The 24,014-nt window shown below is 69.3% G+C and carries 21 protein-coding genes; 5 read left to right on the top strand and 16 right to left on the bottom strand.

Features of this window, described 5'->3' with window-relative positions; translation table 11 throughout:
• Window positions 1-9: 9 nt before the first annotated feature.
• Window positions 10-564, top strand: a complete 555-nt coding sequence (locus ACFYXF_RS24395; RefSeq protein ID WP_389352289.1) for a YciI family protein — start codon at window positions 10-12, stop codon at window positions 562-564.
• Between the two features lie 15 nt (window positions 565-579).
• On the opposite strand, the gene ACFYXF_RS24390 is transcribed toward ACFYXF_RS24395, so the two are convergent.
• The 5 genes from ACFYXF_RS24390 to ACFYXF_RS24370 all read right to left on the bottom strand — a co-directional run bounded on the left by ACFYXF_RS24390 (window position 580) and on the right by ACFYXF_RS24370 (window position 10,427).
• The gene (locus ACFYXF_RS24390; RefSeq protein ID WP_389352288.1) at window positions 580-1,875 is read right to left on the bottom strand and encodes a hypothetical protein; all 1,296 of its coding nucleotides are present in this window, start codon (window positions 1,873-1,875) and stop codon (window positions 580-582) included.
• Entirely contained in the window at window positions 1,872-7,001 is a 5,130-nt protein-coding gene (locus ACFYXF_RS24385) for a hypothetical protein (RefSeq protein ID WP_389352286.1), read from the bottom strand. The genes ACFYXF_RS24390 and ACFYXF_RS24385 overlap by 4 nt, the downstream gene beginning before the upstream one ends.
• A complete protein-coding gene (locus ACFYXF_RS24380; protein WP_389352285.1) occupies window positions 6,998-9,061 on the bottom strand; it encodes a CHAT domain-containing protein in 2,064 nt (687 codons plus the stop codon). The genes ACFYXF_RS24385 and ACFYXF_RS24380 overlap by 4 nt, the downstream gene beginning before the upstream one ends.
• Entirely contained in the window at window positions 9,058-9,909 is an 852-nt protein-coding gene (locus ACFYXF_RS24375) for a hypothetical protein (RefSeq protein WP_389352283.1), read from the bottom strand. Before ACFYXF_RS24375 ends, ACFYXF_RS24380 begins: the two co-directional genes overlap by 4 nt.
• A gap of 92 nt (window positions 9,910-10,001) precedes the next feature.
• Entirely contained in the window at window positions 10,002-10,427 is a 426-nt protein-coding gene (locus ACFYXF_RS24370; protein WP_389352281.1) for an ATP-binding protein, read from the bottom strand.
• 215 nt (window positions 10,428-10,642) lie between these two features.
• On the opposite strand from ACFYXF_RS24370, the gene ACFYXF_RS24365 reads away from it, so the two are divergent.
• Both ACFYXF_RS24365 and ACFYXF_RS24360 read left to right on the top strand, forming a co-directional pair.
• Entirely contained in the window at window positions 10,643-11,425 is a 783-nt protein-coding gene (locus ACFYXF_RS24365) for a helix-turn-helix transcriptional regulator (protein ID WP_389352670.1), read from the top strand.
• On the top strand, window positions 11,422-11,661 hold the full coding sequence (locus ACFYXF_RS24360; RefSeq protein ID WP_389352279.1) for a DUF397 domain-containing protein: 240 nt from the start codon (window positions 11,422-11,424) through the stop codon (window positions 11,659-11,661). The genes ACFYXF_RS24365 and ACFYXF_RS24360 overlap by 4 nt, the downstream gene beginning before the upstream one ends.
• Before the next feature lie 24 nt (window positions 11,662-11,685).
• Here the strand turns inward: ACFYXF_RS24360 and ACFYXF_RS24355 are convergent, their stop codons facing one another.
• The 3 genes from ACFYXF_RS24355 to ACFYXF_RS24345 form a co-directional block, all read right to left on the bottom strand.
• Window positions 11,686-12,981 (bottom strand): S8 family serine peptidase, encoded by a 1,296-nt coding sequence (locus ACFYXF_RS24355; protein WP_389352277.1) that lies wholly within the window; start codon window positions 12,979-12,981, stop codon window positions 11,686-11,688.
• 195 nt (window positions 12,982-13,176) lie between these two features.
• Window positions 13,177-14,331, bottom strand: coding sequence for a N(5)-(carboxyethyl)ornithine synthase (locus tag ACFYXF_RS24350; protein ID WP_389352275.1), 1,155 nt, complete (start codon window positions 14,329-14,331; stop codon window positions 13,177-13,179).
• Between the two features lie 164 nt (window positions 14,332-14,495).
• A complete protein-coding gene (locus tag ACFYXF_RS24345; RefSeq protein WP_389352273.1) occupies window positions 14,496-15,032 on the bottom strand; it encodes a DUF6817 domain-containing protein in 537 nt (178 codons plus the stop codon).
• A 261-nt stretch (window positions 15,033-15,293) separates the two neighbouring features.
• Between ACFYXF_RS24345 and ACFYXF_RS24340 the strand changes: the two genes are divergently transcribed.
• Window positions 15,294-16,184 (top strand): LysR family transcriptional regulator, encoded by an 891-nt coding sequence (locus tag ACFYXF_RS24340; RefSeq protein ID WP_389352271.1) that lies wholly within the window; start codon window positions 15,294-15,296, stop codon window positions 16,182-16,184.
• Window positions 16,185-16,368: 184 nt separating this feature from the next.
• On the opposite strand, the gene ACFYXF_RS24335 is transcribed toward ACFYXF_RS24340, so the two are convergent.
• Complete coding sequence (locus ACFYXF_RS24335; protein WP_389352269.1) at window positions 16,369-18,312, bottom strand: AMP-dependent synthetase/ligase; 1,944 nt, start codon at window positions 18,310-18,312, stop codon at window positions 16,369-16,371.
• Between the two features lie 358 nt (window positions 18,313-18,670).
• Between ACFYXF_RS24335 and ACFYXF_RS24330 the strand changes: the two genes are divergently transcribed.
• On the top strand, window positions 18,671-19,540 hold the full coding sequence (locus tag ACFYXF_RS24330; RefSeq protein ID WP_389352267.1) for a MaoC family dehydratase: 870 nt from the start codon (window positions 18,671-18,673) through the stop codon (window positions 19,538-19,540).
• Window positions 19,541-19,616: 76 nt separating this feature from the next.
• On the opposite strand, the gene ACFYXF_RS24325 is transcribed toward ACFYXF_RS24330, so the two are convergent.
• The 7 genes from ACFYXF_RS24325 to ACFYXF_RS24295 all read right to left on the bottom strand — a co-directional run bounded on the left by ACFYXF_RS24325 (window position 19,617) and on the right by ACFYXF_RS24295 (window position 23,980).
• Window positions 19,617-20,270 (bottom strand): TetR/AcrR family transcriptional regulator, encoded by a 654-nt coding sequence (locus ACFYXF_RS24325; protein ID WP_389352265.1) that lies wholly within the window; start codon window positions 20,268-20,270, stop codon window positions 19,617-19,619.
• A gap of 31 nt (window positions 20,271-20,301) precedes the next feature.
• Window positions 20,302-20,622, bottom strand: coding sequence for a DUF4229 domain-containing protein (locus tag ACFYXF_RS24320; protein WP_389352263.1), 321 nt, complete (start codon window positions 20,620-20,622; stop codon window positions 20,302-20,304).
• A gap of 114 nt (window positions 20,623-20,736) precedes the next feature.
• On the bottom strand, window positions 20,737-21,261 hold the full coding sequence (locus tag ACFYXF_RS24315; RefSeq protein ID WP_389352261.1) for a GNAT family N-acetyltransferase: 525 nt from the start codon (window positions 21,259-21,261) through the stop codon (window positions 20,737-20,739).
• Window positions 21,262-21,293: 32 nt separating this feature from the next.
• Window positions 21,294-22,457 carry an aminofutalosine synthase MqnE gene (mqnE, locus tag ACFYXF_RS24310; RefSeq protein WP_389352259.1) on the bottom strand — a complete coding sequence of 388 codons (1,164 nt, stop codon included), beginning with the start codon at window positions 22,455-22,457 and terminating at the stop codon, window positions 21,294-21,296.
• Window positions 22,458-22,520: 63 nt separating this feature from the next.
• Window positions 22,521-22,976 carry an Lrp/AsnC family transcriptional regulator gene (locus tag ACFYXF_RS24305; RefSeq protein WP_105972321.1) on the bottom strand — a complete coding sequence of 152 codons (456 nt, stop codon included), beginning with the start codon at window positions 22,974-22,976 and terminating at the stop codon, window positions 22,521-22,523.
• Between the two features lie 136 nt (window positions 22,977-23,112).
• Entirely contained in the window at window positions 23,113-23,805 is a 693-nt protein-coding gene (locus ACFYXF_RS24300) for a UbiX family flavin prenyltransferase (RefSeq protein ID WP_389352257.1), read from the bottom strand.
• Between the two features lie 31 nt (window positions 23,806-23,836).
• Window positions 23,837-23,980 (bottom strand): hypothetical protein, encoded by a 144-nt coding sequence (locus ACFYXF_RS24295; RefSeq protein WP_389352255.1) that lies wholly within the window; start codon window positions 23,978-23,980, stop codon window positions 23,837-23,839.
• Between the last annotated feature and the right edge of the window lie 34 nt (window positions 23,981-24,014).

The raw sequence follows: 24,014 nt of genomic DNA, 5'->3' as shown, positions 1-24,014 counted from the left end.
CCTCTGCGCATGGAGTTCCTCTGCTACCACCGCGACCGTCCCGACTCCCTGGCCCTGCGCGACGAGCTGCTGGAGGACCACTGGTCCTACATGGACCAGTACGCGAAGGAGATGATCGCCCGGGGCCCGACCCTCGCCGACGACGGCGAGACCCCCACCGGCAGCGTCCACATCCTCGACCTGCCCGACCCCGCCACCGCCCGCGCGTTCGCCTTCGACGAGCCGGGCTACCAGGCAGGCGTCTACCGGGATGTGCTGCTGCGCCGGTGGCGCAACGTACTGGGCCGCACGATGTGGGAGTTCCCGGGCGGCCCGACCGAGGGCAACCGGTACTTCGTACTCGGCCTCGGCACAGGCGAGCCCGCCGACCTCACCCCACCGGCCGACCGGGACGACCTGATCGCGTACGGGCCCCTGCTCTCCGACGACGGCGCGACCTGGCTGGGCACGGCGGCGCTGCTCCGCGCCCCGGACCCGGAGACGGCACGCGCCGTCCTCCTGACCCCGGACCGGTACGCCGACGTCGAGGTGCACAACTGGCAGTTCGGTGGGCGGTCGTCCTGACCTGGGCACCCTTGCTCAGGACTCCGAGGCGTCCGCGTCCAGAAGGCCGAACAGGGCCAGGCCCGCCGCGGAGTCGCGTGCGACCAACAGCTTCTCCGTCGCGGAGGCGGCGCGCGGGCCCTTGGGAACAAGGGACAGGGCCTCGTTCTGGGCGCGCATCCCCACGGCCTGTACGTCGTAGGCGTCCGGGGCGTCGAGGAAGGCTAGGGCCGCTGCTGCCAGCACTCCCGGGACGTCGTTTCGTTTCGTTCGCAATCCGGTACAGAGTCTGCGGCTGGCCTCCGTGAGTTGTGTGGAGTTGCGCAGGCCGATGAGTGAGGCCAGGGAGGCTCCGCCGAGTTCCCGGAAACCGACGCCGATCAGCGCGTTCACCACGGCCGGCGCCTCCTCGTCATCCGGGTCGATGGCTCCCGGCAGATCCGGCGGGACATGGGCGCCAGCCGTGATCAGGGCGGCCCGGCAGACCAGCAGGCGCAGGCGGGGCGGCGGGTAGTCCCCGGTGGCGTGGGCTGTGACCGGCGTGGCGGCGAGCGCATCGGCGAGTGTACGGACGTACGCCTCCCCGCAGGCCAGCGTCGCGCACACGTCCGCGAACACCTCACCGAGCCAGGGTTCCCACACGTCGATCCGCTCCGCGGGGAGCCCCGCGTGTTCCCGCAGGCGCGTCCGCAGCGGCTCGGCGAGGCCGAAGTCGTCCTCGATGTGGTGACCCGTCTCATGGGCGACGGCGAGCAGGGCGGGAAGGTGATGACTCGCGGACCAGGGGATCCCGATGACCGGGAAGGGGAGATACCCGCTTGCCCTGCGCCCGGCCAGGGTGCGCTGTTTTCCGGAGGTCAGGAGTTCCTCGAAGTCGCTGCCCCGGGCCGCGGCGAAGGGGACGGGGTGCCGGCTGAGGAAGGTGAGCGGCGGTTCCCTGAGCCCCGGCCGGGCCATCGCCGCGGCTCGGCGCACGGGGTCGTAGACCGACCAGGCCAGCTCGTCGGCGACAGCGAGAAACCGCTGGTAGCGCGGAATGTGACGGACCGTCAACTTGGTGCGGAAGAAGTCCCACAGGTGATGCAGGTCAAGGACGAGTTCAGGTGCCTTCCTGTGCCGTTCGGCGTCGGGCAGGCTCCTGAGCTGCTCAAGTGCCCCCGCTATGACCCGTACCGCGCTCTCGATCTGCGACTGGTGTTTCTCCAGCGGCCCCCGGGCCCTGGCCGCCTCCGCCCAGTCGGCCAGTTCCTCCTCGAACCCGTTCAGGAGATGGCGTACCTCGGCCTCGCGGCGGGCGTGGGCGTCCGCGGTCTCCGGGAGGCCGTCCGTCATGAGCGGGTCGGATTCCGTGCGGGGGAACCGGGTTCGGAGATGTGGAGGGCGGCCGGACTGGCGAACAGCGAGACGCAGTGCTGTTCGAGGGTGTCCTCGCCCCAACGGGTGCGGCGGGTGGGACGGTCGGCGGAGCGGCGCAGATCCGCGTACAGGCGCAGAAGCGGCGCGTCCGTCCGGACCGCCCGCGCCACCTGGTCCGCCTGCGGCTTGCCCGTGCCGCGCAGCAGTCCGACGCCGAGCACGGCGGGGACGTGCCCGGAGGCGAAGAGGGTCGCGGCGAACAGGTTGCGCAGCACCAGTTGGAGGGGGATGTCGGCCGGTGAGCCGGGGCGGGGTGGGTCGAGCACCACCAAGGGCTGCGTACCGGGTTCGAACTGCCTTAGCCACTGTACGAGTTGGTCCGCGTCGAGGTCCGCCCCCAGCGCCGTGCGGCTGAGCCGCTCGCCGTGGCTCAGCTCCGTCGAGGACAGGTCGAAACAGGGGGTCGTGCCTCCGATGAGCCGCAGCGGGGCGTTCACGTGGATGACGGCGGGGGCCACCTGGAGCCTCGGCAGGTTCTGCGGTGAGCGGATCTCCTGGGGGGCCAGGCCGTGTGCCTTGTAGGAGCCGAGTACGGAACGCGAGGAAGGGCCGGACCCGGACGCGGCGTACGAGTGGTTGTCGTAGGGCAGGTCGCAGGCCAGCACGACGGCCTGTGGCCCGGACCTGGCCCTCGCCCGCTCCCGCGCGCGCTCACGTGACTTCCGTACGAGCTGGAGCGCCACGGCTGATGCCGCGCCGGCCACCAACCCGAGGGCGGCAGCACTCGCACCCATGGCGGCGCCGAGGGCCACCTTGGAGAGCGAGCCCAACACGCCGTCCGTCACCAGCTGTGTGTCGGCGCGGGCGTTGAGCGCCGCCTGGACGGCCCGGACATCGACGGCTTCCGCCGCCTCGGGCAAGGTCCGGAAGATGGTCAACGGGCCGTTGCGGAAGGCGAGTTCCCAGGGGAACGCGAGCGGCAGCGGCTGGTCCGCCTGGATCTGGATCGCGCTGACCGGTGGTGTCCCCGGGCAGTGCTGTCGCAGGGAACCGGCGTTGGCGGCCGTGACGTCCGGCCAGTTGGCGGTCAGCACCTGGGCGGTGTGCAGCGGGGCGCTGGTGACGCGGAACGCGGGGTCGACCTGGAACACGTCCTCGTGCTCCGAGGAGGCGCCGAGGGACGAGGCCGGGGGGCGGTGGACCGAGGGTTCCGGGCGGTAGCCGAGGGCCGTCGACATCCGGTTCGCGGCATCGAGGGTCGCGTCGTCGGCGTTCACGAGGGCGATCGACCGCAGGATGTACTGGGCCCACAGGGAAGGCCGTTGCACCTCGCTCAGGTGCTCCGAGGCCTCGATGAGCAGGGCGCGTTTGGGCTCGGTGTCGCTTTCCGTGAGGGAGAGCATCCAGCGCGAGGTCGCGCTGAGGAGAGGGGACGTCGCCCCGGACAGCTCGCACAGGGAGCGGCTCACCTTGCGCGACGCGAGCCCGTTGAAGCGGACCTGGGCCTGGGCCCAGCGCCATCGGGCCAACGGCTCCTCGTCGCCGACCGACTCGCACAGCACGGAGTGCGCCCGCGTCATGAGACGGGTGGCCTCTTCGTGACGGCCCGACACCCGCTCGAACTCCGCCAGCAGGGTCAGCCGCACCTGCTGGTCGGCGCTCGCGGGGTCCCCCTGGGTGGCGTCCGCGAACAGCGGCCTGAACAGGTCGAGTTGGGGCAGCGGCGCACCCTCGGGAGTGGCGCACCGGCGCAGCCTGTTGAGTACGGCCAGCCGCGCTTCGGGCGGATGTACGTCGGCCAGGGCCTCCGCCAGCGCGGTGGCTCGGGTGGGGTCGGGGTCGGCGAGTACGGCGGGCACACCACCGTCGATCAGGTCCTTGGGGGTCCGCCACGGCACGACGAGCAGGGAGCGGTCCGGTGCGTCGTAGCCCCGGAGGGCGAGGTCGTGCCACAACAGGGCCACGTGGACGGCGTGTTCGCCGGTGGTGTCCACGGCCCGCAGCCGATCGAGGGTCTGGGCGGCCCGACGGAGGTCGCCGACGTTCGAGGTGAGGAAACGGGCGTAGACGAGCAGGGTCAGCGGGTGACCGTCCGGATGACCCAGGTCGCTCCAGAGGGCGGCGGCGCGCGCGTACCAGCGTTCCGCGTCGTCCACGCACAGGAGCGCGCCCTCGATCATCCCGCGATGCAGGGCGTTCTCGGCCAGGTGCCGGTAGTGGGCGGGGTCGTCGGCATCGGACCGGGCGAGCCGTTCCGCCCGGTCTAGTACGTCCAGGGCACGGCGCGAACGGCCCAGCATCTCCTGGGCCGCCGCCTCCGACCGGAAGGCCTCGGCGCGTTCGTGGGCAGCCAGCGAAGTCGGATCGAGGGTGCGGAGCGTCTCCAGCGTGGAGCTGGGAGAGAAGGTCAGCAGTTGCGTGCGTGCGAGGCTCAGGAGAGCGTCGATACGGACCGGCGCCACCTGCCCGACGGTGAGGTCCGGGAACTCGTCCACAGAGGTGAGCCGTAGGCGGAGTTCGGCTGCCTGGTCGATACGGCCCCGATCCTCCAGCGTCTGCGCCAACTCCAGAGAGATGCTGGCCTCGTTCTCGCTGTCGCCCCGGGAATGCGCCTCCCGCATGGCCACCCGGTAGGTCGCTTCGGCCTCCGGGTCGCTCAACTGGCTCTGGATCCGCGGCAGAAGCCGGAGCAGGGCCCCTTGGATCCAGTCCTGGGCGCCAGATTCCAACACGGATCGGGTGAGTTCGGCGGCCTCGTCCAACTGGCCCCGGCCGAACAGGAGGAAGGCCCGAAGGTAGGTGTCGACCCCCTCCGCATCGAAGGGTTGGGATGACTGGGCCTGCACCTCGTCGTAGAGCGCGAGGCTGCGTTCGATCTCACGCCATGCCGGGTTCGAGGGATTGGGCCTGGACGTGCCCAGGTGGCTGTACGCCACCGACGTGGCCACCGCGATGTGGCAGGCGGCAATCGCCCGGTGACTGATCAGAGGCTCTCCGTTGACGCGCAGCCTGGGCTTCCCCTCTTCGAGGTACTCCGCTCCCATCACCTCCTCGGCCAACTCCCGGACGAAATCGAGGGAGTCCTGAGAATCGTTCGCCTTCTGGAGAGCCCCCACCAGGAACCCCTCAGCCCGGGGATCCCCCGCCTGGTACCGGTGGTAAATCGCCTCCTTCGTGTACGTCACCCACTGCTCGGGATGGGCCTCGGCCAGCCCGTCGAAGTGGACGACGAAGGCCTCGTGCAGCTCCCTGTACACCCGGTGGCCGGAGATCAGCAGGCGCATCGGGGCCAGTACGTTCGTGTGGAAGACGACGGTGCTGTCGTCGCCGGGATGCCGTGACACCCAGGAGGACTTGGCCGCGTAGTCGAGGAGCCGTTGCCAGGATCGCTCCAGCTCCTCGTCGGTGGGCTCTGTCTGAGCGATGGGGAAGACCTTGTCGCTGCCGCGCAGGTGATGGTCGTCCAGGCGTGGGTCGTCGGCGTCGGAGCTGGCGGTGATGCCCCTGGCCAGCCAGGGACGCATGAGGGTGAAGACGTCCTCCTTGCGCAGCCGCCGCGGAATCACGCCGTAGCGCAGCAACCAGCGCACCGCAGGATCGTCGATGCGCTGGACGACCCGTTCGATGAGATAGCGGACGTGGGGTTCACGGTGGGAGGCGAGTTCGGTGGCGGTCATGGACGGGGACTGCTCGATGACGTCCGCGAGCAGGGCCAGGGTGAAGGGGAGCCCGCCTGCCTTGCGGACGGCGACGCGCACCAGCTCTCCGTCGCCGATGCCACGGACGTCCGTCAGATAGGTCCGGGACTGTGCCCTGCTGAAGGGGCTGACCCTGATGTGTTTGATCCGCTTCTTCGGGAATGCCTTCAACGCCAGGGGAACGCGGGTGCGCAGGTCGTAGCGGCCCGCCAGGACGAGGCGCAGCGACGGGCAGGCCTTCAGCAGGTCGGCGAGGAGGCGCAGCAGGCGTTCCGCCTCGGTGTGGCCGTGCAGGAGCAGTTCTTCGAGGGTGTCGACGACGAGTACGGCGGGGCGGCCGGCGACGGCCAGGTTCAGCCGTTCGGCGAAGGCGGCGAGGAGGTCCGTCTCGATCGCGTCGCTGTCGATGCTGTCGAGGGTGCCGGCGACCTCGCGGCCGGATTCGGAGGGCATCCGGTCGAGGAGGATCCGGTAGACGCCGTAGCTGCTGGTGAGCGACTCGAACGGGCGCCCTGGCAGCCGGCGGCCGAACTGTTCGGCCAGTTCCAGGAGCAGCAGCCAGGGGTGGCGGCCCACCGCATGGGGGTTGACGACGTCGAAGTCGATCCGGGCGCACGGCACGTCACGCGGTGCGGGTACGCAGTGGCGGGCGACGAGCCAGCGCAGTTGCATGGTCTTGCCCGCGCCGCCGGGGGCGTACAGCTGCCAGACCCGGTGCTCGCCGGTGAGGAGCTGTTCGGCCTCTTCGACGAGGCCGGGGGGCTGGAGGAACTGTGCGGAGCGGGCGTAGTCGGCGGACCAGTGGTCGCGGGCCCGGACGTATCCGGCGCGTTCCGGGCCGAGTTCGGAGATCTCCGGGCTGAGGAAGGGGAGCCGGTCGGAGTCGCCGAGTGCTTCGACGAGGTCCAGGCAGGTGGCGAAGTCGCGGCGCCGGTCCGCCGCGTCGAACCGCTCCCGGAAGAGGGCCAGTGCCTCGTCGGAGGAGGGCAGCAGGAGGTGTCGTACGGCTTCGGTGTGGTTGCCCGTGGCCAAGCGGTGACCGGCGATCTCGCGTTCCAGGCGCAGGAGTTCGGTGGGCAGCGCATCGCTGTCGCCGGTGCCGATCCAGTCGAGGAAGTAGGAGGTGCGGTCGGGTTCGGAGAGGGTGTACGTCCGTGGGGTGCCGCTCACCGGTCGCACCGCGCGGTCCTCGACCAGGTCGCGGAGGGCGGGTGGGTTTCCCGACCCGCGTGCCGCTGCCGCCGGGCGGAGGACGTTGTCGTACAGGGACTCGTCGAAGGTGCGGGCCACGGCGCAGACCCGCAGTGCGGGCGCCCAGTCGGGCGGGCGCACGGAACGCGCGATGTCCTCCAGGCTCTCGCCCGCGGCGAGTCGGCGGGTGAGGTCCTCCAGAGGATCGGTCATCGGGCCCCCTGTGCTTTGGCGTTGCGCCAGGCCGGCAGGACCCGGGTGAGGTCGTCGAAGATCTCGACGCCGAAGTACGAGCCCTGGGCCTCGCCCAGTTGTTCCAGCAGCGCGTCGATCCGCTCGTCGGGCGGTACGCCGAGCCGCCGCCCGTAAGCGCGGGCGAGCCGCATGAACTGGGCGCTGTCGAAGTCGCAGACACTCACCCGGCCGAACATGTGGGAGTCGGCTCCCGGGAGCACGCCGTTGAGCCACGGGTCGGGGGCGACGACGATGAGCCGCAGGGGCGAGGCATGGCCGTAGGCGATCGGTCGCACCAGGCCCTTGTACAGGACGTCGGTGAAGGCTCCCGGCATGATGCTGTCGGCGTGATCGAGGGCGACGACCAGGGGCCGTCCGTCGGTCGCGGTGCTCAGCGCGTCGCGGAACGCCTCGAAGATGCCTTCCTTTCGCTTGTCGTAGGGGTCCCCTATCTCGTCGTCGAAGGGTCTCCACTGGTCCTCGGCCGGCTCCAGTTCGCCGACCGGCAGGGTGGCGGAGCCGGTCAGGTGGTTGAGTACGGCGTCGAAGGTGCCGAAAGCCGTCTTCGGCAGCCGACACAGCTGCTCGGGGCTCGTCGCCTCCTGGCGGATCAGGCGCAGCACCGACAGCCAGTCCTTGTACCGGGCGTGCGGGTTGATGTCCGGGGCCCCGGTCGGCGAGCGGAGCGGGGTGTCCAGGTTGACCGAGACGACGTGGTGTCCGCGCAGGAACCAGGTGATTAGGCACCAGTTGGTGAGCCAGGTTTTGCCGGTCTTGTCGCTGTTGGTCTGTGAGTGGCCGCCGATCAGCAGCACCGGGCGTTCCCTTCCGCTCTGTGCGAGGACCGGGTTGTCCAGGGTCCACCAGGCTTCCCGGCGCTCGCCGGAACGGCCCACGAAACGGCTGAGTTCGACGTACTGCTTGCACTGGTCGATGTCGGCCAGCGAGGAGTCGGGCGGCAACACGCAGTCGATGTCGAGGACTTGGTCCGGGGCACAGCGGGTGAGGAGCACCGGCAGCGCCCAGGAACCAGAGTTCCTTGCCAGTCCGGCGAGGTGGGAGCGAGTGGCGGCGACCGCGTCGTCCAGGGAGCGCGAGCTGCCCAGCTCCTCGTAGAACTTCGTGGAGAAGGCGACCGCCGCATCCGAGGCGATGTCACCCTGCATCGACAGCACCGCTCTGGTGTCCGCATCCAGGAAGGCCTGCGCGATGCCGCCGATCCAGTCCGCTGGGTCGGCCTTTCCTGCGTGGCAGGCGTTGAGCACGACCAGCATCGGCTTCCAGTCGGCGATGTTGGCGAGGTCGGTGACCCCCTCCGCGGTCAGCTCCGCCTCCTCCGAGCCGTCACGGGCCGCTGCCAGGACGAGTACGGGGCTGCCCGCGCCGGGCCGTGGCATGCCGTGGCCGATGAAGTGCACGATGTGCGGGCGTAACCCTTTGATGTGGGCGCCCAGTTCGGTCACGTCGCGGGGTGCGTCGAGCACCTCCAGATAGGTGCGGCCCGGGGAACGCTCCAAGGCGCCCGAAATCGAGGCGAGTTCCTGTTCGGCCAGGAGGCGGTCGTCGTTGGGCAAGGGCGGGCTGCACACGACGACGAGGACTCTCAGAGGGCCGAGTTCTCTCGGCTCGGCGCTCGGCGGATCGTCGGGGCAGCCGCGTCTCCACCGCAGTTCGGGTCTCCGCCACAGCCACTGGTTCCGGTGGCGCAGTAACTCCCAGGGCAGCGGCCGCAGTTCGGGCTGGTCGATCTCGATGCGCACGCGCAGGGGACTGCCCGCTGCCGCGCCGCTGCGCAGTTCTGCCCAGCGTGCGGACAGTTCCCCGCCGAGCAACGCCGAGTACAGCCGCTCGCCCGCCTGTTCGCGCTCGATTTCACCCACGCCGCGGTCGAAGACCGTGGTGAGGTCCTCGGTCCGGCCCAGATCGCCCAGATGGGCAGAGGTCACCGGGCCGCCGTCCACCGAGAGTTGGACGATGGCCCCCGGCTCACCGTCCGTGCCGTCGACGAGCCGCAGTTCCACGTCCACTCGGTCGGTCATGGCGCTTCCGTGGAGGGCTCGTCGGAAGAGTTGGAAGTGACCTCAGGAGGCGACGGTTGCTCTTCCGACGTCACCGTTTCGAGCACGGCGGCCGGATCGTCGTAAGCCTCCTCCAGCAGTACGGGCGGAACGGGCACGGGAGCCGCACCGCGGCCCGGCTGGCGGGGCCCATAGTCCGTCTTGACCTTGCCGAACCAGGTCTTGCGCAGGCGGGCGACGCGGAAGAAGGGGGTGGTGTCGGTGCCGAGCCACTCCAGGCCGACGCTGCGACGCCAGGCGACGCTCGCCCGGCCCGCGAGGTCGGCGAGGCCCAACTGTGCCTGGCCCGCGCCTGCTTGGAGGCGCAGTTCGACGACAGCTCCGCTCTCCTCGGCGGTCAGGACGATGCCGGAGCCGGCGGTGACCACGTCGGTCACGGCGAGCAGCGTGTCGTCCCACTCGTCCCAGCCACGCTGTACGAGCGCGGCGGCGAGGGCCCGTACGTCGGCGACGCCGGTCTCCGACAACCCGCGATAGACGACGAGAGCGCTGTCGCCCGTCTCGAACTTGACCCGTGCGCCGAAGTCGGCGACCGCCAGCGCGGTGAGGCCGTCCATGGCGACTCCGGCCGCCTTGAACTGGAGGGACGCGGAGCCCTGTGTGTCATAGGTGTAGTCGTTGTGAGGTGTGCCGGGGCGCGGGGCGAACGAGACACCCCGCTCCGACAGGCTCCCGGCGGTACGGACGCTGCCGTCCACGTTCTGCAGGACCTGGCCCACCTCGACACGTCCGGACAGGGGCCAGGACACCCACCAGCCCTTCCAGACGTCGTCGATGGCGCGGCGGTACAGCTCGTACGAGTCCTTCATGTCGTCCCCCGTGTGGTGCCCGTGCTGTTCTCGCAGCGTACTGCGGCATGCACCCGAGAGTGACGGTTCCGGCGATACCGGTGGGCCGGGACTCACCTGTCTTTGAGAGGGAGTTCCACCCACACCGTCTTGCCGATGTCCCGCTCCGCCACGCCCCACGTACGGGCCAGCACCGACACGATGACCAGTCCCCGGCCGTATTCCTCGGCCTCCCACCGGGGCACGATCCGCAACTGCCGGTCGCCGCGCGTATCGCTCACCTCGATACGCAGAGTGCCCTCCGGGAGCAGCAGGAGCCGCAGTTCGAAGTCCCGTCCCGGTACGCGGCCGTGCGTGACGGCGTTCGCGGCGAGTTCGGCGACGACGTGCCGGGCGGCGTCGTTCACGTCGCTGTCGTGCGGGTATCCCCACTCGGCGAGTTGCTGAGCGGCGAGTCTTCTGGCGAGGCGGGCGCCGCGCGGGGTCGAGCTGAGGCGCTGGGTCAGTTCGTCGGTGGGGGTGGCGATTTCCGAGTTCACGTCACCGAGCGTGGTCGTCCGGTTCTAATCTGACCAGGGGCGACTTGAGGACTCCAAGTATCTGTACGGGTGCGGTGGGTTAGGGGTACGGGTTGTCGGCCGTGACCACGACGAGGTGAAGGCGGGTGGCGTGAGTGACAGAGGATGCGGTGCGAAGGCCGGAGACTCCGGCGGAGGAAGCGGGGACGACGGGGTTGTTCACCGCCCTGGGCAAGATGCTCAAGCGTCTGCGGGAACGGGCGGGGCTGACCCAGAAGGAGTTCGGGGTGATGGTGGGTTACGGGCCGGACGCCATCTCCGCCATGGAGCGCGGGGTGCGGATCACCAGGCCTGAGCTGCTGGAGAAGGCGGACGAAATCCTGGACGCCGGTGGGTTGTTGAAGGATGCGATCCCTGAGATCGAGGAGGCGATGAAGAAGGCGCGGACGCGTCACCCCGAGTGGTATCGGGGCTATGCCGACTTGGAGGAGAGTGCCAAGTCGCTGCACATTTACAGCAATCAGCTGGTGCCGGGGCTGCTGCAAACCGAGTTGTACGCACGGGCCGTGTTCCAACAGTGGCGCCCCCTCCTCAGCGTGGAGACAATCGAGAAGCGCGTGGCCGACCGGATGTCGCGCCAGCAACTTCTGGAGAACTGGCCGTCGCCGACGTTCAGCTTCGTGCTGGACGAGAGCGTGCTCCTGCGGCCCATCGGCGGGCGACCCATGCACAAGGAGCAGTTGCAGCACCTGTTGTACGTCGGCAATCTCCGGCCTGTCGAGCTTCAGGTAATGCCGATGGACCGTGAGGAACAGCCAAGCATGGACGGCCCGTTCAACCTGCTGACCGTCAGGAAGGGGGAGCAGGTAGCGTACGTGGAGATCCACACGTATCCACGTCTCATCACGGACGCGGAAGAAGTACGCGTTCTGAGCGAGCGCTACGGGCTACTGAGGGCGCAGGCACTCAGACCAAGCGAGTCGCTGGACCTGATCGACAGACTGCGGGGAAAACTATGAGCGCCGAGGGACTCAGCTGGTTCAAGTCCAGTTACAGCAGCGGCGGAGGCGGCGAATGCCTGGAAGCCGCCTACACCTGGCGCAAGTCCAGCCACAGCGGCGGCGAAGGCGGCGAATGCCTGGAGATCGCCACCTGCCCCCACGCCATCCACATCCGCGACTCCAAGAACCCCACCGGCCCCCATCTCACCCTCTCCCCCGCCGCCTGGTCCGGATTCATCCGCCCCGGCAGGTAGGTGTCCCGCCGGGGCAGCGATGAGTCAGCGAACCGCGGTCCTGGGCGAGCACTTGGAAGTGTGCTGCCAGTAACAGGTGGCCTGGAGGAGTCCGTAGCGATACTCCGTGCCGGTGCCCGCGATGGACAGGGAGTCACGGCCGAGGGTCGCCTCGACGTTGTCGGTTCCCCGGCAGCGGCCCGAGGTCAGGCACAGTGCCGCCGCGCCCGAGACGAAGGGGGCGGCCATGCTTGTGCCGTCTTGGTTGCCATAGTCCTCCGGATTTGACGGATGGGTGGGGGTGGGCTGGGCGGGCGTGGGGTGGGTGGGAAAGGTGGAGAGGATGCCATAACCGGGGGCCGCGATATCGACCCACGACGCTCCGTAGTTGGAGAAGCCGGCCCTCTGGTCGAACACCGTCGTGGCGGCGACACTGATCGCTTCCGGGTAGGCCGCCGGATACTTCATCTGAGTCGTGTTCTCGTTGCCCGCAGCGGCGACCACGGCGACGCCCGCCTCAGTGGCCACTCTGACGGCCTGGTGCAGCAACGCGGAGTCGTTCTCGAATGTCAGACTCATGTTGGCGACCCGGATGTTCCTTGCCCGGGCGTTCTGGGCGACCCACTCCAGCCCCTCGATCACGTCCTCAGTAGTGCCGCTACCGGCGTCGTTGAGGACTTTGAGGTTCCAGAGGCTGGTGCCGGGGGCAGTACCCAACACTCCGATGCCGTTGTTGAGCGCCTGGACGATGCCCGCGACATGCGTCCCGTGGCCGAAGAAGTCGTTCGCATCGACGGTGTCGGTGAAATTGACGTTCCCGGCCACCCGCAGGTCCGGATGGTTGAAGTCGACGCCGCTGTCCAACACAGCCACCCCGACGCGGGCGGGTGCGGGGACACGGAGTCTGCCGTCGGCACCCGTCACGGCACCGATCCGGCGCAGACCCCACTGCGCGCTCAGCCCCGAGTCTCCCTTGTACGCGACGCCGTCCTGGCGTGGCTTGGCCGCACGTTGCGCCAAGCCGTCGTCCAGGGAAGCCTTCTGGTCGCGTTCGACCCCCATGACCTGCGGGTCCGCCTTGATGGCCCGGATCTGGTCCGCGGTCGCCTCCAGGGCGTACCCCTTGAGGACCACCCCGCCCGCCGAGGCGTTGTACACATGCCCCAGCCGGCTCCTGCCGCCCGGCGCCCGGTCCCGCATGTGCCCCTCGGCGACCTTCGCCGGGTCGGCGACCGTGTCCTTGAGTTGTACGAGCCACCGCTCCAGCGGAGCGGGCGGCGCTGCTGCCTGTGCGGGGCCGGGCGCGGCGACGGCGGTGGCCGTGACCACCGCCGACAGCACGGCACACGCCGCGAAACTACTTCGGAGCGGACCTCTTCCGAGAAATCCCACCTGATCCTCCACAGCATAGGAACTGGAGATCGACAAGGCGGGACATTAGGAACATGTGAACGTTTATGAGGGGAGGCGCGGCCCCGATCCGGCCTACCGGATCACGAAATCCCCTGATCGGCCGATCAGGGGATCACCTGACAATCACAGCGTGGGGCTCTCCGCAGCGTGCGGATAGGTCGCCGACCGGTGCTGGAAGGACAGGATCTTCGGGTTCTGTACGACGCCGTCGCGGATCTCGATCGCCTTGCGGAGCGTGACGTCCGCGTCCCATGCCTTGGGGCCGTTCATGACCTTGCGCAGGTACGGCAGGAGCGCCTCGCTGATTTCCCAGGTGGCGGAGTTCCAGAGGTGGGACGGGCTGTGGTCGACGCCGTAGTAGTGGCAGCCGGGGCCCACCTCGTGCATGGGCTCGCCGAAGGTGGTGGGGCGGGCGAAGGTGAAGCCCATGCCCTCGTCGCAGGAGACGTCGACGAAGAAGGTGCCCGGCCGGAACTGGGCGAGCTCCTCGTCGGTGACGAACATGAGCGGCGCGTCGGTGTCCTGGAGGACGCAGTTGACGATGACGTCGAATCCGGCCAGGTACTCCGCCAGCGGCATCGAACCGGCCGAGGTGACCGCCCGTAGGCGCGTCGGGTCGTCCTGCTCCTCCTCGAAGTGAGCCATCACGACCGAGGGCATCGGTGAGGCCACCGCGGCGGCGGCGCGCTGCGTGAGCACCGTGACATCCGTGACCCCCATCGCGCCCAGTCCCGTGACCGCTCCGCGTGCCGTCGCGCCGAAGCTGATGACGACCGCGCGCAGGCGGCGGCCGTAGTGGCCGGTCAGTCCGCCGAGCTGGAGGGCGTGGAGCACCGAGCAGTAGCCGGCCAGCTCGTTGTTCTTGTGGAAGACGTGAACGCTGAAGGCGCCTGCGGCGGTCCAGTGGTTCATGGCCTCCCAGGCGATCAGGGTCAGCCGTCGGTCGATGCCGATCTGCGTCATCTTCTCGTCCTGCACGCAGTGCGGCCAGCCCCACAGCACCTGGCCCTCGCGCAGTTCGGCCATGTCGTCGTGCATCGGCTTGGGCAGCAGTATGGCGTCGCACTCGGCGACGAGCTGTTCTCGCGAGCGCAGTCCGGCCACAAGTGGTCGCAGCGCGTCGTCGGCGATGCCGAAGCGTCGGCCGTAGCCCTCTTCGAGGAAGATCCTCCCGCGCAGGTCCGGGGCGATCCGGTCGAGGTGACGGGGGTGCAGCGGAAGGCGGAACTCGTTCTCCTTGCGGGAGGAGGCGAGTACTCCGAGACTCATCAGGCTCATGTGGGGCGGCTCATTTCCGACCGGGCACGCGGTGCTCCGGCATTGCCGTTCCCCGAGGGCGACGCCGAAACGGATGACGGCGTGCGAGGTGCGCTCGGTAAGCACCACGGTACTCCGTCCGGCATACAGCCCTGGTTCTACGCGACGCTCACGGTGGGTGATTCTCAGTGGTCGCGGCGGCGGTCCCGGCGGCCCAGCAGCGCCCCTGCCTCCTCCCACGCCCGTCCGCTCAGCAGTGGCCGGAAGCCGGTGAACAGGGCGAGCAGCTCCGAGCCCCACTGGTCGCGGAAGACCGGGTTCACCCGGGCCAGATCGAGTTCGTTCGCGGCCGTCAGCTCGGCGAGGTCCTCGCACCGGCTGCGGAGCACGGTCCGGGTACTGCCGGTGAAGCGGTCGTGGAACAGGGCGTCCGGGGCGGCCAGGCCCGGGTAGGTCGCCTTGCGGTCCATGGCCGCGTACACATGGACGATCTCCTCCGCCTCCGGGCCGATCACCCTCGCCAGTTCGGCGCGGCGGTCGAGGGAGAGCAGGGCGGTGGGGAAGCCGTCGGTGCCGTACGCGGCGTGGCAGAGGCCCGCCAGCCGGAGGGCCGGTCTGGCCTCCCAGGCGGCGAGCAGCCGGTACACCCGGCAGAGGTGGGCGAGCAGGGTGCCGCCGGGGTGCGCGATCTGTTCGGCGCCCAACTCCCGTAGGAATCCCACCGCTTGGGCGGCGGGGGACGGGGCGAGAGCGGGCGTCGGAGGGGGGAGAGACGTTGAGGGTGAGGGAGGGGAAGCGGACATGGGGTGGCGTCCTCTCGGTGCGCGAAAGGTCGGCACCCGTCCGCTCCCCACCCTCGGTCCGGACCCTGGCGGGGGCGCGGGACGGGTTGCCGCCTGGGCCCTGCACCGATCGTGACGTACCGCCCGTACCCAGTCAATCCTAAGGTTCTGTCACCAACTCCAAGTGCTAGCTTGGGTGTTGTGACCCTGGATGACCTGCGTGTCTTCGTGGCCGTGTGCCGGGCGGGGAGCCTGAGCGCGGTGGCCCGTGATCTCGCGTGCACACAGTCGGCCGTGAGCCAGCATGTGAAGCGGCTGGAGCGGGAGACCGGCGTCAGTCTGGTGGAGCGGCATGCGCGGGGAGTCGTGCCGACCGCGGCCGGGCGGGTGTTGCAGGCCGCGGCCTCGGAGGGGATCGCCGGGCTGGATCTCGCGTTGCGGCAGCTCAAGGATCTCGTGGACGGGGAGAGCGGGTCGGTGCGGGTTGCCACCGGTGCGACGACCGTACGGCACTTCATGGCGGAGGCGGTTGTCGCTTTTCGGCGTCAACACCCCAAGGTGAGCCTGGAGTTCCGTACGGAGAACTCCAGTCGGGGGTGTTTCGCGGCGCTCGCCGACAGTGAGCTGGATCTTGCGTGGATCACCATCGGGGCGCCTGTGCGGGGGATTGAGCAGCGGGTGGTGATGGAGTTGCCGTGGGTGCTTGCTGTGGGGGCGGGTGAGGCGCTTGCGCGGCGGGACTTCGCGGAGGTTGAGGATCTGCGTGATCTGCGGTTGATTCGGTTGCCGCCGAACTCCACGTCTGCGGCGCGGCTGGATGCGGCGTTCGCTGAGGTGGGGGTGCGGCCGGTGTTCGACACGAGTGTGGCCGACTGGGATACGGCGCTGTTGTTGGCCGAGTTGGGGCTGGGGTATGCGATTGTGCCTGCCGTGCCCGATCTGCCCGTGCCGGGGGGCGATGGGCCGGTGCGGTTGATTCCGCTTCGGGCGTTGCGGCCGTTGGCGGTGGGGTGGGCTGTGCGGCGGTGGGATGCGCTCAGTCCGCTGGCGCGGGCGTTCGCGGATACTGTCGCTGACAGTTGTCGGGGGTAGGTGGGGGTTGTTTGTCGGCTGCGGGCCGGTGGGGCTTCTCGCGCAGTTCCCCGCGCCCCTAAAAGCAGGGCGTTTCCGTCGCGCTCGTTGCCAAGCTCCCCCGCACCCCTGGGTTGTTCGTCGGCTGCCGGCCGGTGGGGCTTCTCGCGCAGTTCCCCGCGCCCCTAAAAGCGGTCCGCCTCGGTTACCGCTCGTAGAGGTCCTCCACCTCCGCTGCGAAGTCCCGCATGATTTCGAAGCGGCGGAGTTTCATCGATGGGGTGAGGTGGCCGGCCTCCTCCGAGAAGTCGACGGGGAGGATGGTGAAGCGGCGGATTGACTCCGGGCGGGAGACGAGTTTGTTGGCCTCCTCCACCGCGCGCTGGATCACTGCCCTCAAGTCGGCGTCGTCCATGAGGAGTTCGGCCGGGACCGGGTGCTTGCCCTGCATCTGGCGCCAGTGGGTGAGGCCCGCCGGGTCCAGGGTGATCAGGGCCGAGATGTAGGGGCGGCCGTCGCCCAGGACCATCGCCTGGGAGATCAGGGGGTGGGCCCGCAGCCAGTTCTCCATGGGCGCCGGGGCCACGCTCTTGCCGCCCGCGGTGATCAGGATCTCCTTCTTGCGGCCGGTGATCGTCAGATAGCCCTCGTCGTCGAACGACCCGATGTCACCCGTCGCCAGCCAGCCGTCCGGCGCCGCCGGGACTACGCCGCCCGCGCTCGGGTCCCAGTAACCGCGCAGGATGTTCTCGCCCGCCAGCTCCACCTCGCCGTCGGCGGCGATCCGGACCCGGGTGCCGGGGATGGGCCAACCCACCGTCCCCACCCGGGGTTTGAGCGGTGGCGTGACCGTGGCCGCGCCCGTGGACTCGGTCAGGCCGTACCCCTCGTAGATCTCGATGCCCGCCCCGGCGAAGAACCCGGCGAGCGGCCGGCCGAGCGGTGAGCCGCCGCAGATCATGTAACGGACCCTGCCGCCCATGGCGTTGCGGATACGGCGGTACACCAGGGGATCGTAGAAGGTGCGGGCTGTGCGCAGCGAACGGCTCGGGCCGTGGCCGGTGCCGTGCCGCTCGGCCTCCACCGCCTCGCTGTAGCGGCGGGCCACGTTCACCGCGCGGTCGAAGGACGAGAGCCGTTTGCCCATCTCGGCCCTCGCACGGGCCGTGTTGAAGACCTTCTCCAGCATGTACGGGATGGCCAGGAGGCAGGTGGGCTTGAACTCCGCCAAGTCCCCCAGCAGGTCCTCCGACTTGAGGCTTGGGGCGTGGCCCAGGCGCACCCCCGCCCGGAGGCACGCGATGGCCACCATCCGGCCGAAGACGTGGGACATCGGCAGGAACAGCAGCACCGACGCCTCCTCCTTCGTCCGGTCCCGGAAGACGGGGTAGAGGAGTTCGATCGCGTTGTCGACCTCGGCGAAGAAGTTGCCGTGCGTGAGCGCGCAGCCCTTCGGGCGGCCGGTCGTGCCCGAGGTGTAGATGAGGGTGGCGAGCGTGTCGGGCCCCAACACCCCACGCCGTACGGCGACTTCCTGGTCCGGCACGTCCTTGCCCAGCTCCGCGAGCCGCTCGACATGCCCCTTCTCGAAGACCCACATGTGCTGGAGGTCGGGGATACGGTCGCGCTCCGGGCCGAGTGCGGCGGCCTGGGCGACCGTCTCCGCGGCGAGGGCCACGGCGCCGGAGTCCTGGAGGATCCAGCGGACCTGGAAGGCGGAGGACGTCGGGTAGATCGGGACGGTGACGAGACCCGCCGCCCACGCGGCGAAGTCCATGAGCGTCCACTCGTACGTCGTGCGCGCCATGATGGCCAGCCGGTCACCCGGCACCAGGCCCTCGGCGATCAGCCCCTTGGCCACCGCGAGCGCCTGCTCGGCGAACTCGGCCGCCGTCACATGCGCCCAACTCCCGTCCGGCGTACGGCGGCTGAGGATCGTCGCCGCGGGCGCCTGGTCCGCGTTGTCGAACGGAATGTCCGCGAGCGAGCCGTAGGTCACTGACGTGACGACCGCCGGTACGGACACCTCGCGCACGGCCCCGTCCAACCGCCGTATCTCGGGCTCCACCAGCAGGGGCTCGCCGTCGTAACCGACGGCGGACACCGGCAGTGGTGAGGTCGAGGAAGAGGACGGGAACGACGAGGACACTGGCGGCTCCTGTGGCGTGCAGCGGCCTTCCGGGGCGTGCACCTCCGGTGGCGTTCGCCACGGGTGTACGACGACGGCGGTTACCGCTGGTTAGGAACCGGATCGTACGGCTCGCACGTGTGGGGTTCGTGCGGGTTCGGGGGTGATGGGGCGGCGGGGGTGTGCAAGCTCAGGCGTCGCACAGGTTACCGATGCGTCAACTTGCCCTGTCCTGAGCGTTTTTCACGTTAGCACCGGCCCCATGCGCCTTCCTAGGCCTTCTTCACACCTTCCGCTTCTCGACACCTATGGGCGATCCGGGGCTTACCTCCGGTAACCTGACTCTGGAGTAAGTACGGTACCGAGGTGGGAGTTGACCATGGCCGACCGCTCTCTTCACACCCTCGACCGCTCCCCGGCCCTCGCGCCGCTGCTCACGCGGGGTGCACTGCTCTCCCCCGCCAAGCGGCTCACCCTCAACAGGCCCCGCCCGCACACCGATTGCCCCCGCACCCGCCTCGTCCTGCCCGGCGTACGCATCGACCTCGCCCGCCTCGCCGCCTACGAACGCGTCTGCGGCTTCCCCGTCGGCGACGACGCCCTCCCCGTCACCTACCCGCACGTCCTCGGCTTCCCCCTGGCCATGCGCCTGATGACCGACCCCAGCTTTCCGCTGCCGCTGCTCGGGCTGGTCCACACGTCGGTGGAGATCGTCCGCTGGCATCCGCTGGCCGCTACCGGGCTGTACGAACTCTCCGTGTACGTCGATGAGTTGACGGCGCATCGGCGGGGGACGGAGGCGGCGGTGCAGACGGAGGTGCGGGAGGGGGAGGAGTTGGTGTGGGAGTCGCGGAGTACGTATCTGGCTCGGCACGGTTCTCGGGGCGTTGTGCCGGCCGCCGCCGAGGCGCGTGAGGAGCGTGAGGTGTTGCCTCTTGTCGCCGAGTGGCGGCTTGGTGGGGATGTGGGGCGGCGGTACGCCGTCGCGTCCGGGGACCGGAACCCGATCCATCTGAACGCGTTCGCCGCCCGGTTGTTCGGGTTTCGGCGTGCGATTGCCCATGGCATGTGGACCGTCGCGCGGTGCCTGGCCGCCCACGGGGTTCCTGAATCGGCTCTGGTTCGGGGGGAGTTCAAGGCGCCTGTGTTGTTGCCGGGGGCGGTGGGTTATGGGGCGGACGGTTTTGGGAGCTTTGAGTTGCGGAGTGGAGGGCGGGTGCATTTGCTGGGGGAGGTTCGGGCTGTGTGAGGGTTGTTGGGTTGGTGCGGCGCCGTGGGGGCTGGTCGCGCAGTTCCCCGCGCCCCTTTTGGGGCCTGCGGCCCCATCAAGGGCGGCTAGGCTCCGGCGGTGTCCATGGAGTTCCCGCCATCAGGCTGTTCAGGCCCGCCCAGGCGAAGTTCATCAGAGTTGTCGCTGCCTGTTTTGCTGTGACGCCCGGGGTGGCGTTCGCCCAGGCTGCCAGGGACTCGGCGGCGCCTACGAGGGCCTCGGCGAGGCCGGCTACCTCTCGTTCCGGGAGTGACGGGTCGCGGTGGGCCTCGCGGGCGGCGGTCACGATCAGTTGCGTGACGAACGCGACGATCTCCTCGCGCATCGCGGTGACCTCGACCGCGAACCGCTCGCCATGGGTGCGGGCCTGGAGGTGCAGTACCGACCAGCCGTCCGGGTTCTGGGCGGTGTGGGTGAAGAACGCGCGCAGCCCGTCCCAGAGTTGGCGGTCGGCGGGGAGCGCCGGTTCGACGCCGACGCGGACGGCGTCGGTGAGTCTCCTCGCCTCGCGCCGGATGCAGGCGGTGAAGAGGTCGTCCTTCGAGTTCAGGTACAGATAGACCAACGGCTTGGAGACACCGGCGAGTTCGGCGATCTCGTCCATCGACGCGGCCATGTAGCCACGCTGCCCGAAGGTCCGTACGGCGGCGTCGAGCATCTGCTGCTCACGGACGGCACGCGGCATCCGTTTGTTCTTCACAGCACCCATGAGGGCAAGGGTAGTTGCGGCGGGAGGGAGGTCAGGAAGGCTGGCTCTGAGCCTGGGTCTGGGCCTGGGCGCGGGCTGCCTCGTCGACCGCCTCGTCCTCCTGGCTGCGGTTCGCGTCCAGGTTGGCCTTGACGCGGTCCACCTTCTCGACGATCTGCACCGACGCCCGGTCCCGCTCCTTGCGGAGGACCACGAAGCTGATCGGCGCGGAGATCACGAGGGAGAGCAGGATGATCCACATGCCGTTGGAGCTGCCCAGGCCGCGCGGAGCGATACCGGAGTAGACGGCGCCCCAGACGACCAGCAGACAGGCCACCAGGATCCCGAAGCGCATCAGCGTGTAGCGGAGCATCTCAATCCACTCTTCTTCCGGTCCGAACATTGCCAATAACGGGCGTCATCCAGTGAAACACGCCCAGGTCACGATCTTGCAGTGGGGTGCTCGGCAGAGTACCCAGCAGAGCCCTCAGTGCAGCGGCAGCAGCATCGTGATGTCGTCGCGGTCGTCCCCGGGGGCGACCCGTATCGCACCGGGCACGCGGCCGACCTCCTTGTAGCCGCAGGAGCCGTAGAAGCGCTCCAGGCCCAGTCCGCCCCGGCAGCCGAGCCGTATCGCCTCGATGCCGTCGAGTCGGCGGGCGGCGTCGGCGACCGCCGCCATCAGGTCCCGCCCGTACCCCTTGCCCTGGTGGCTCGGATGCACCATCACCGTGTACACCCACAGCCAGTGTGTCCGCAGCCGATGGGTGTTGAAGGTGAGAAACGCGGTCGCCGCGACCCGCCCCTCCTCGTCGTACCCGACGAGCAGCCGGGCGCTGCCCGCCCCGAGCGCCACGAACTGCTTCACCAGCTCGGGCCGTATCGACTCCCGCGCCACGGGCGCCACAAACCCGACCGCACCCCCGGCATTGGTGACATCGGTCCAGAGATCGAGAATCCCGTCACGGAGGGCGGGAGTGACAGCAGGGTCGAAAGTAAAAGTAAGGGCCACCAGAGAATGGTAGCCATTACATCCCGAAAAACTCAGACCCGCATCGGCTGCGGCGACTCCCGACGAGCCGGATCCGGACCCTCGTACTCCCTGATGATCTCGTACCGCGTGTTCCGCTCCACCGGCCGGAACCCCGCGTCCCGGATCAGGTCGAGCAGATCCTCGCGCGTCAGCTTGTTCGGCGTGCCGTAGTTGTCGGCGTCATGCGTGATCTTGTACTCGACGACCGAGCCGTCCATGTCGTCGGCGCCGTGCAGCAACGCCAGTTGCGCGGTCTGGACGCCGTGCATGACCCAGAAGACCTTGACGTGCGGAACGTTGTCGAACAGCAGCCTCGACACCGCGAAGGTCTTCAGCGCCTCCGCGCCGGTCGCCATCTGCGTACGGGCCTGGAGCCTGTTCCGTACCTTGCCGTCCTTCATGTCGACGAAGTCGTGCTGGTAGCGGAGCGGGATGAAGACCTGGAAGCCGTTCGTCTCGTCCTGGAGTTCACGCAGGCGCAGGACGTGGTCGACGCGGTGGCGGGGCTCCTCGATGTGGCCGTACAGCATCGTGCACGGGGTCTTCAGACCCTTCTCGTGCGCGAGGCGGTGGATCCGCGACCAGTCCTCCCAGTGGGTGCGGTGGTCCACGATGTGCTGCCGGACCTCCCAGTCGAAGATCTCGGCGCCACCGCCAGTCAGGGACTCGAGGCCCGCGTCGATCAGCTCGTCGAGGATCTCCGACGCCGACAGCCCGCTGATCGTCTCGAAGTGGTGGATCTCCGTCGCCGTGAAGGCCTTGAGCGAGACGTCCGGCAGGGCGGCCTTCAGCTCGCGCAGCGACCGCGGGTAGTACCGCCACGGCAGACTCGGGTGCAGCCCGTTGACGATGTGCAGCTCGGTGAGGTTCTCGCCCTCCATCGCCTTGGCGAGCTTCACCGCCTCCTCGATGCGCATCGTGTACGCGTCCTTCTCGCCCGGCTTGCGCTGGAACGAGCAGTAGGCGCAGGAGGCGGTGCACACGTTGGTCATGTTGAGATGCCGGTTGACGTTGAAGTGGACGACGTCACCGTTCTTACGGGTCCGCACCTCGTGCGCGAGCCCGCCGAGCCAGGCGAGGTCGTCCGACTCGTAGAGCGCGATGCCGTCCTCGCGGGTCAGCCGCTCACCGGCCCTGACCTTCTGCTCCAGCTCGCGCTTGAGTCCGACGTCCATACCCACACCCTTCTTCGGCAACCCGACAATCCGCCAACATGCCCAACCGTACGGCCAGCCCGCTCAGACCTCTTCGGGCAGGTCTCCGACCCTGTTCTCCCACTTCGTGGAAAGCACGACGGTCGTACGGGTCCTGGAGACGCCCTGAATCCCGCTGAGCCGCCGGATGGTCTTCTCCAGACCGTCGACGTCACTCGCCCGCACCTTGAGCATGAACGAGTCGTCGCCCGCGATGAACCAGCAGTCCTCGATCTCACCGAGGTCCCGGAGCCGGCGCGCCACGTCCTCGTGGTCGGCCGCGTCGGACAGCGAGATGCCGATGAGCGCGATGACTCCGAGGCCGAGCGAGGCGGAGTCGACGGTGGCGCGGTACCCGGTGATGACACCGGCCGCCTCCAGCCGGTTGATGCGGTCGGTGACACTGGGTCCCGACAGACCGACGAGGCGCCCCAGCTCGGCATAAGAGGCCCGGCCGTTCTCCCTCAGGGCCTGGATGAGCTGCCTGTCCACCGCGTCCATGCGATCGAGCCTTCCGATGAAGAATCTTGAAGTTTGCCGATGATGCTGAAAGTGCTGGTGATGCTGAGAGTGCTGAAGGTTCTGCTGGTGCTCGAAGTGATGAGCGGTACCGCGGATCACTGATACGGCCCAGGGCTCAGCCGTTATCAGTACGGGACGTACGCGCCGCCCCGCCGCCGAGTTCGCCCTCCCAGCGGCGGTACAGCCCGTGCGGGACGCCCGCCGCGTCGAGCACACGCCCGGCGACGAAGTCCACCAGGTCCTGGATGTGGGTGGCGCCGGCGTAGAAGGCGGGCGAGGCCGGTACGACGCTCGCGCCGGCGTCGTCCAGCGTCACGAGGTGCCGCAGGGTCTGCCCGTTGAGCGGGGACTCCCGTACGGCGACGACGAGCGTGCGCCGCTCCTTCAGGGTCACACCGGCCGCCCGCTGCAGCAGATCCTTGGACAGCCCGAGCGCGACCCCCGCCACGCAGGCCGTCGAGGCGGGCACGATCAGCATCCCCTTCGTGGCGTACGACCCGGAGGACGGCCCGGCGGCGAGGTCACCGGCAGCCCAGTGCCGTACGCCGCTGATGTCCACGTCGAAGGTGCCGGGCTTGCCGTCGGCGCCCCGGGTCAGCCATTCGCGCAGGTCGTCCTGCCAGTGGGCGTCCCGGAAGGAGATCCCGGTCTCGTCGAGCAGCGTCAGCCGGGACGCTCTGCTCACCACCAGATCGACGGCCTCCCCGGCCACGAGGAGCGCGCGCAGCACAGCAGCCGCATACGGCGTCCCTGACGCTCCGGACACCCCCACGATCCAAGGCGTGCGCTGCGATTCTCCTGCGTTCACACCCTGAGCCTACCGGCGCACGGGACCGTATTCAGGACGGGGCACTCGCCTTGGGGTCGACGGGGAGATGAGCGGTGGACACGGTGAACCGTCCGAGCGGGGAGCCCAGGGTCAGATCGACTCCGTACGGGACGGTGTCACAGCCCCGGTAGCCGTCCGGGCCCGGGTTCCACACCGTGTGAATCGTCTCGCCGTGGTGGGGCTGGACC

The sequence above is a fragment of the Streptomyces sp. NPDC002680 genome (assembly GCF_042889145.1).
Classification (GTDB): domain Bacteria; phylum Actinomycetota; class Actinomycetes; order Streptomycetales; family Streptomycetaceae; genus Streptomyces; species Streptomyces adonidis.
The sequence above is the reverse complement of the archived record's forward strand: the minus strand, read 5'-3'. Positions and strand labels throughout refer to the sequence as shown.

Bases quoted from the DNA above. Each gene is read 5' to 3' on its own strand.
- ACFYXF_RS24395 (WP_389352289.1), top strand. From the start codon at position 10: ATGGAGTTCCTCTGCTACCACCGCGACCGTCCCGACTCCCTGGCCCTG.
- ACFYXF_RS24390 (WP_389352288.1), bottom strand. From the start codon at position 1,875: ATGACGGACGGCCTCCCGGAGACCGCGGACGCCCACGCCCGCCGCGAG.
- ACFYXF_RS24385 (WP_389352286.1), bottom strand. From the start codon at position 7,001: ATGACCGATCCTCTGGAGGACCTCACCCGCCGACTCGCCGCGGGCGAG.
- ACFYXF_RS24380 (WP_389352285.1), bottom strand. From the start codon at position 9,061: ATGACCGACCGAGTGGACGTGGAACTGCGGCTCGTCGACGGCACGGAC.
- ACFYXF_RS24375 (WP_389352283.1), bottom strand. From the start codon at position 9,909: ATGAAGGACTCGTACGAGCTGTACCGCCGCGCCATCGACGACGTCTGG.
- ACFYXF_RS24365 (WP_389352670.1), top strand. From the start codon at position 10,643: ATGCTCAAGCGTCTGCGGGAACGGGCGGGGCTGACCCAGAAGGAGTTC.
- ACFYXF_RS24360 (WP_389352279.1), top strand. From the start codon at position 11,422: ATGAGCGCCGAGGGACTCAGCTGGTTCAAGTCCAGTTACAGCAGCGGC.
- ACFYXF_RS24350 (WP_389352275.1), bottom strand. From the start codon at position 14,331: ATGAGCCTGATGAGTCTCGGAGTACTCGCCTCCTCCCGCAAGGAGAAC.
- ACFYXF_RS24330 (WP_389352267.1), top strand. From the start codon at position 18,671: ATGGCCGACCGCTCTCTTCACACCCTCGACCGCTCCCCGGCCCTCGCG.
- ACFYXF_RS24325 (WP_389352265.1), bottom strand. From the start codon at position 20,270: ATGGGTGCTGTGAAGAACAAACGGATGCCGCGTGCCGTCCGTGAGCAG.
- ACFYXF_RS24320 (WP_389352263.1), bottom strand. From the start codon at position 20,622: ATGCTCCGCTACACGCTGATGCGCTTCGGGATCCTGGTGGCCTGTCTG.
- mqnE (WP_389352259.1), bottom strand. From the start codon at position 22,457: ATGGACGTCGGACTCAAGCGCGAGCTGGAGCAGAAGGTCAGGGCCGGT.
- ACFYXF_RS24305 (WP_105972321.1), bottom strand. From the start codon at position 22,976: ATGGACGCGGTGGACAGGCAGCTCATCCAGGCCCTGAGGGAGAACGGC.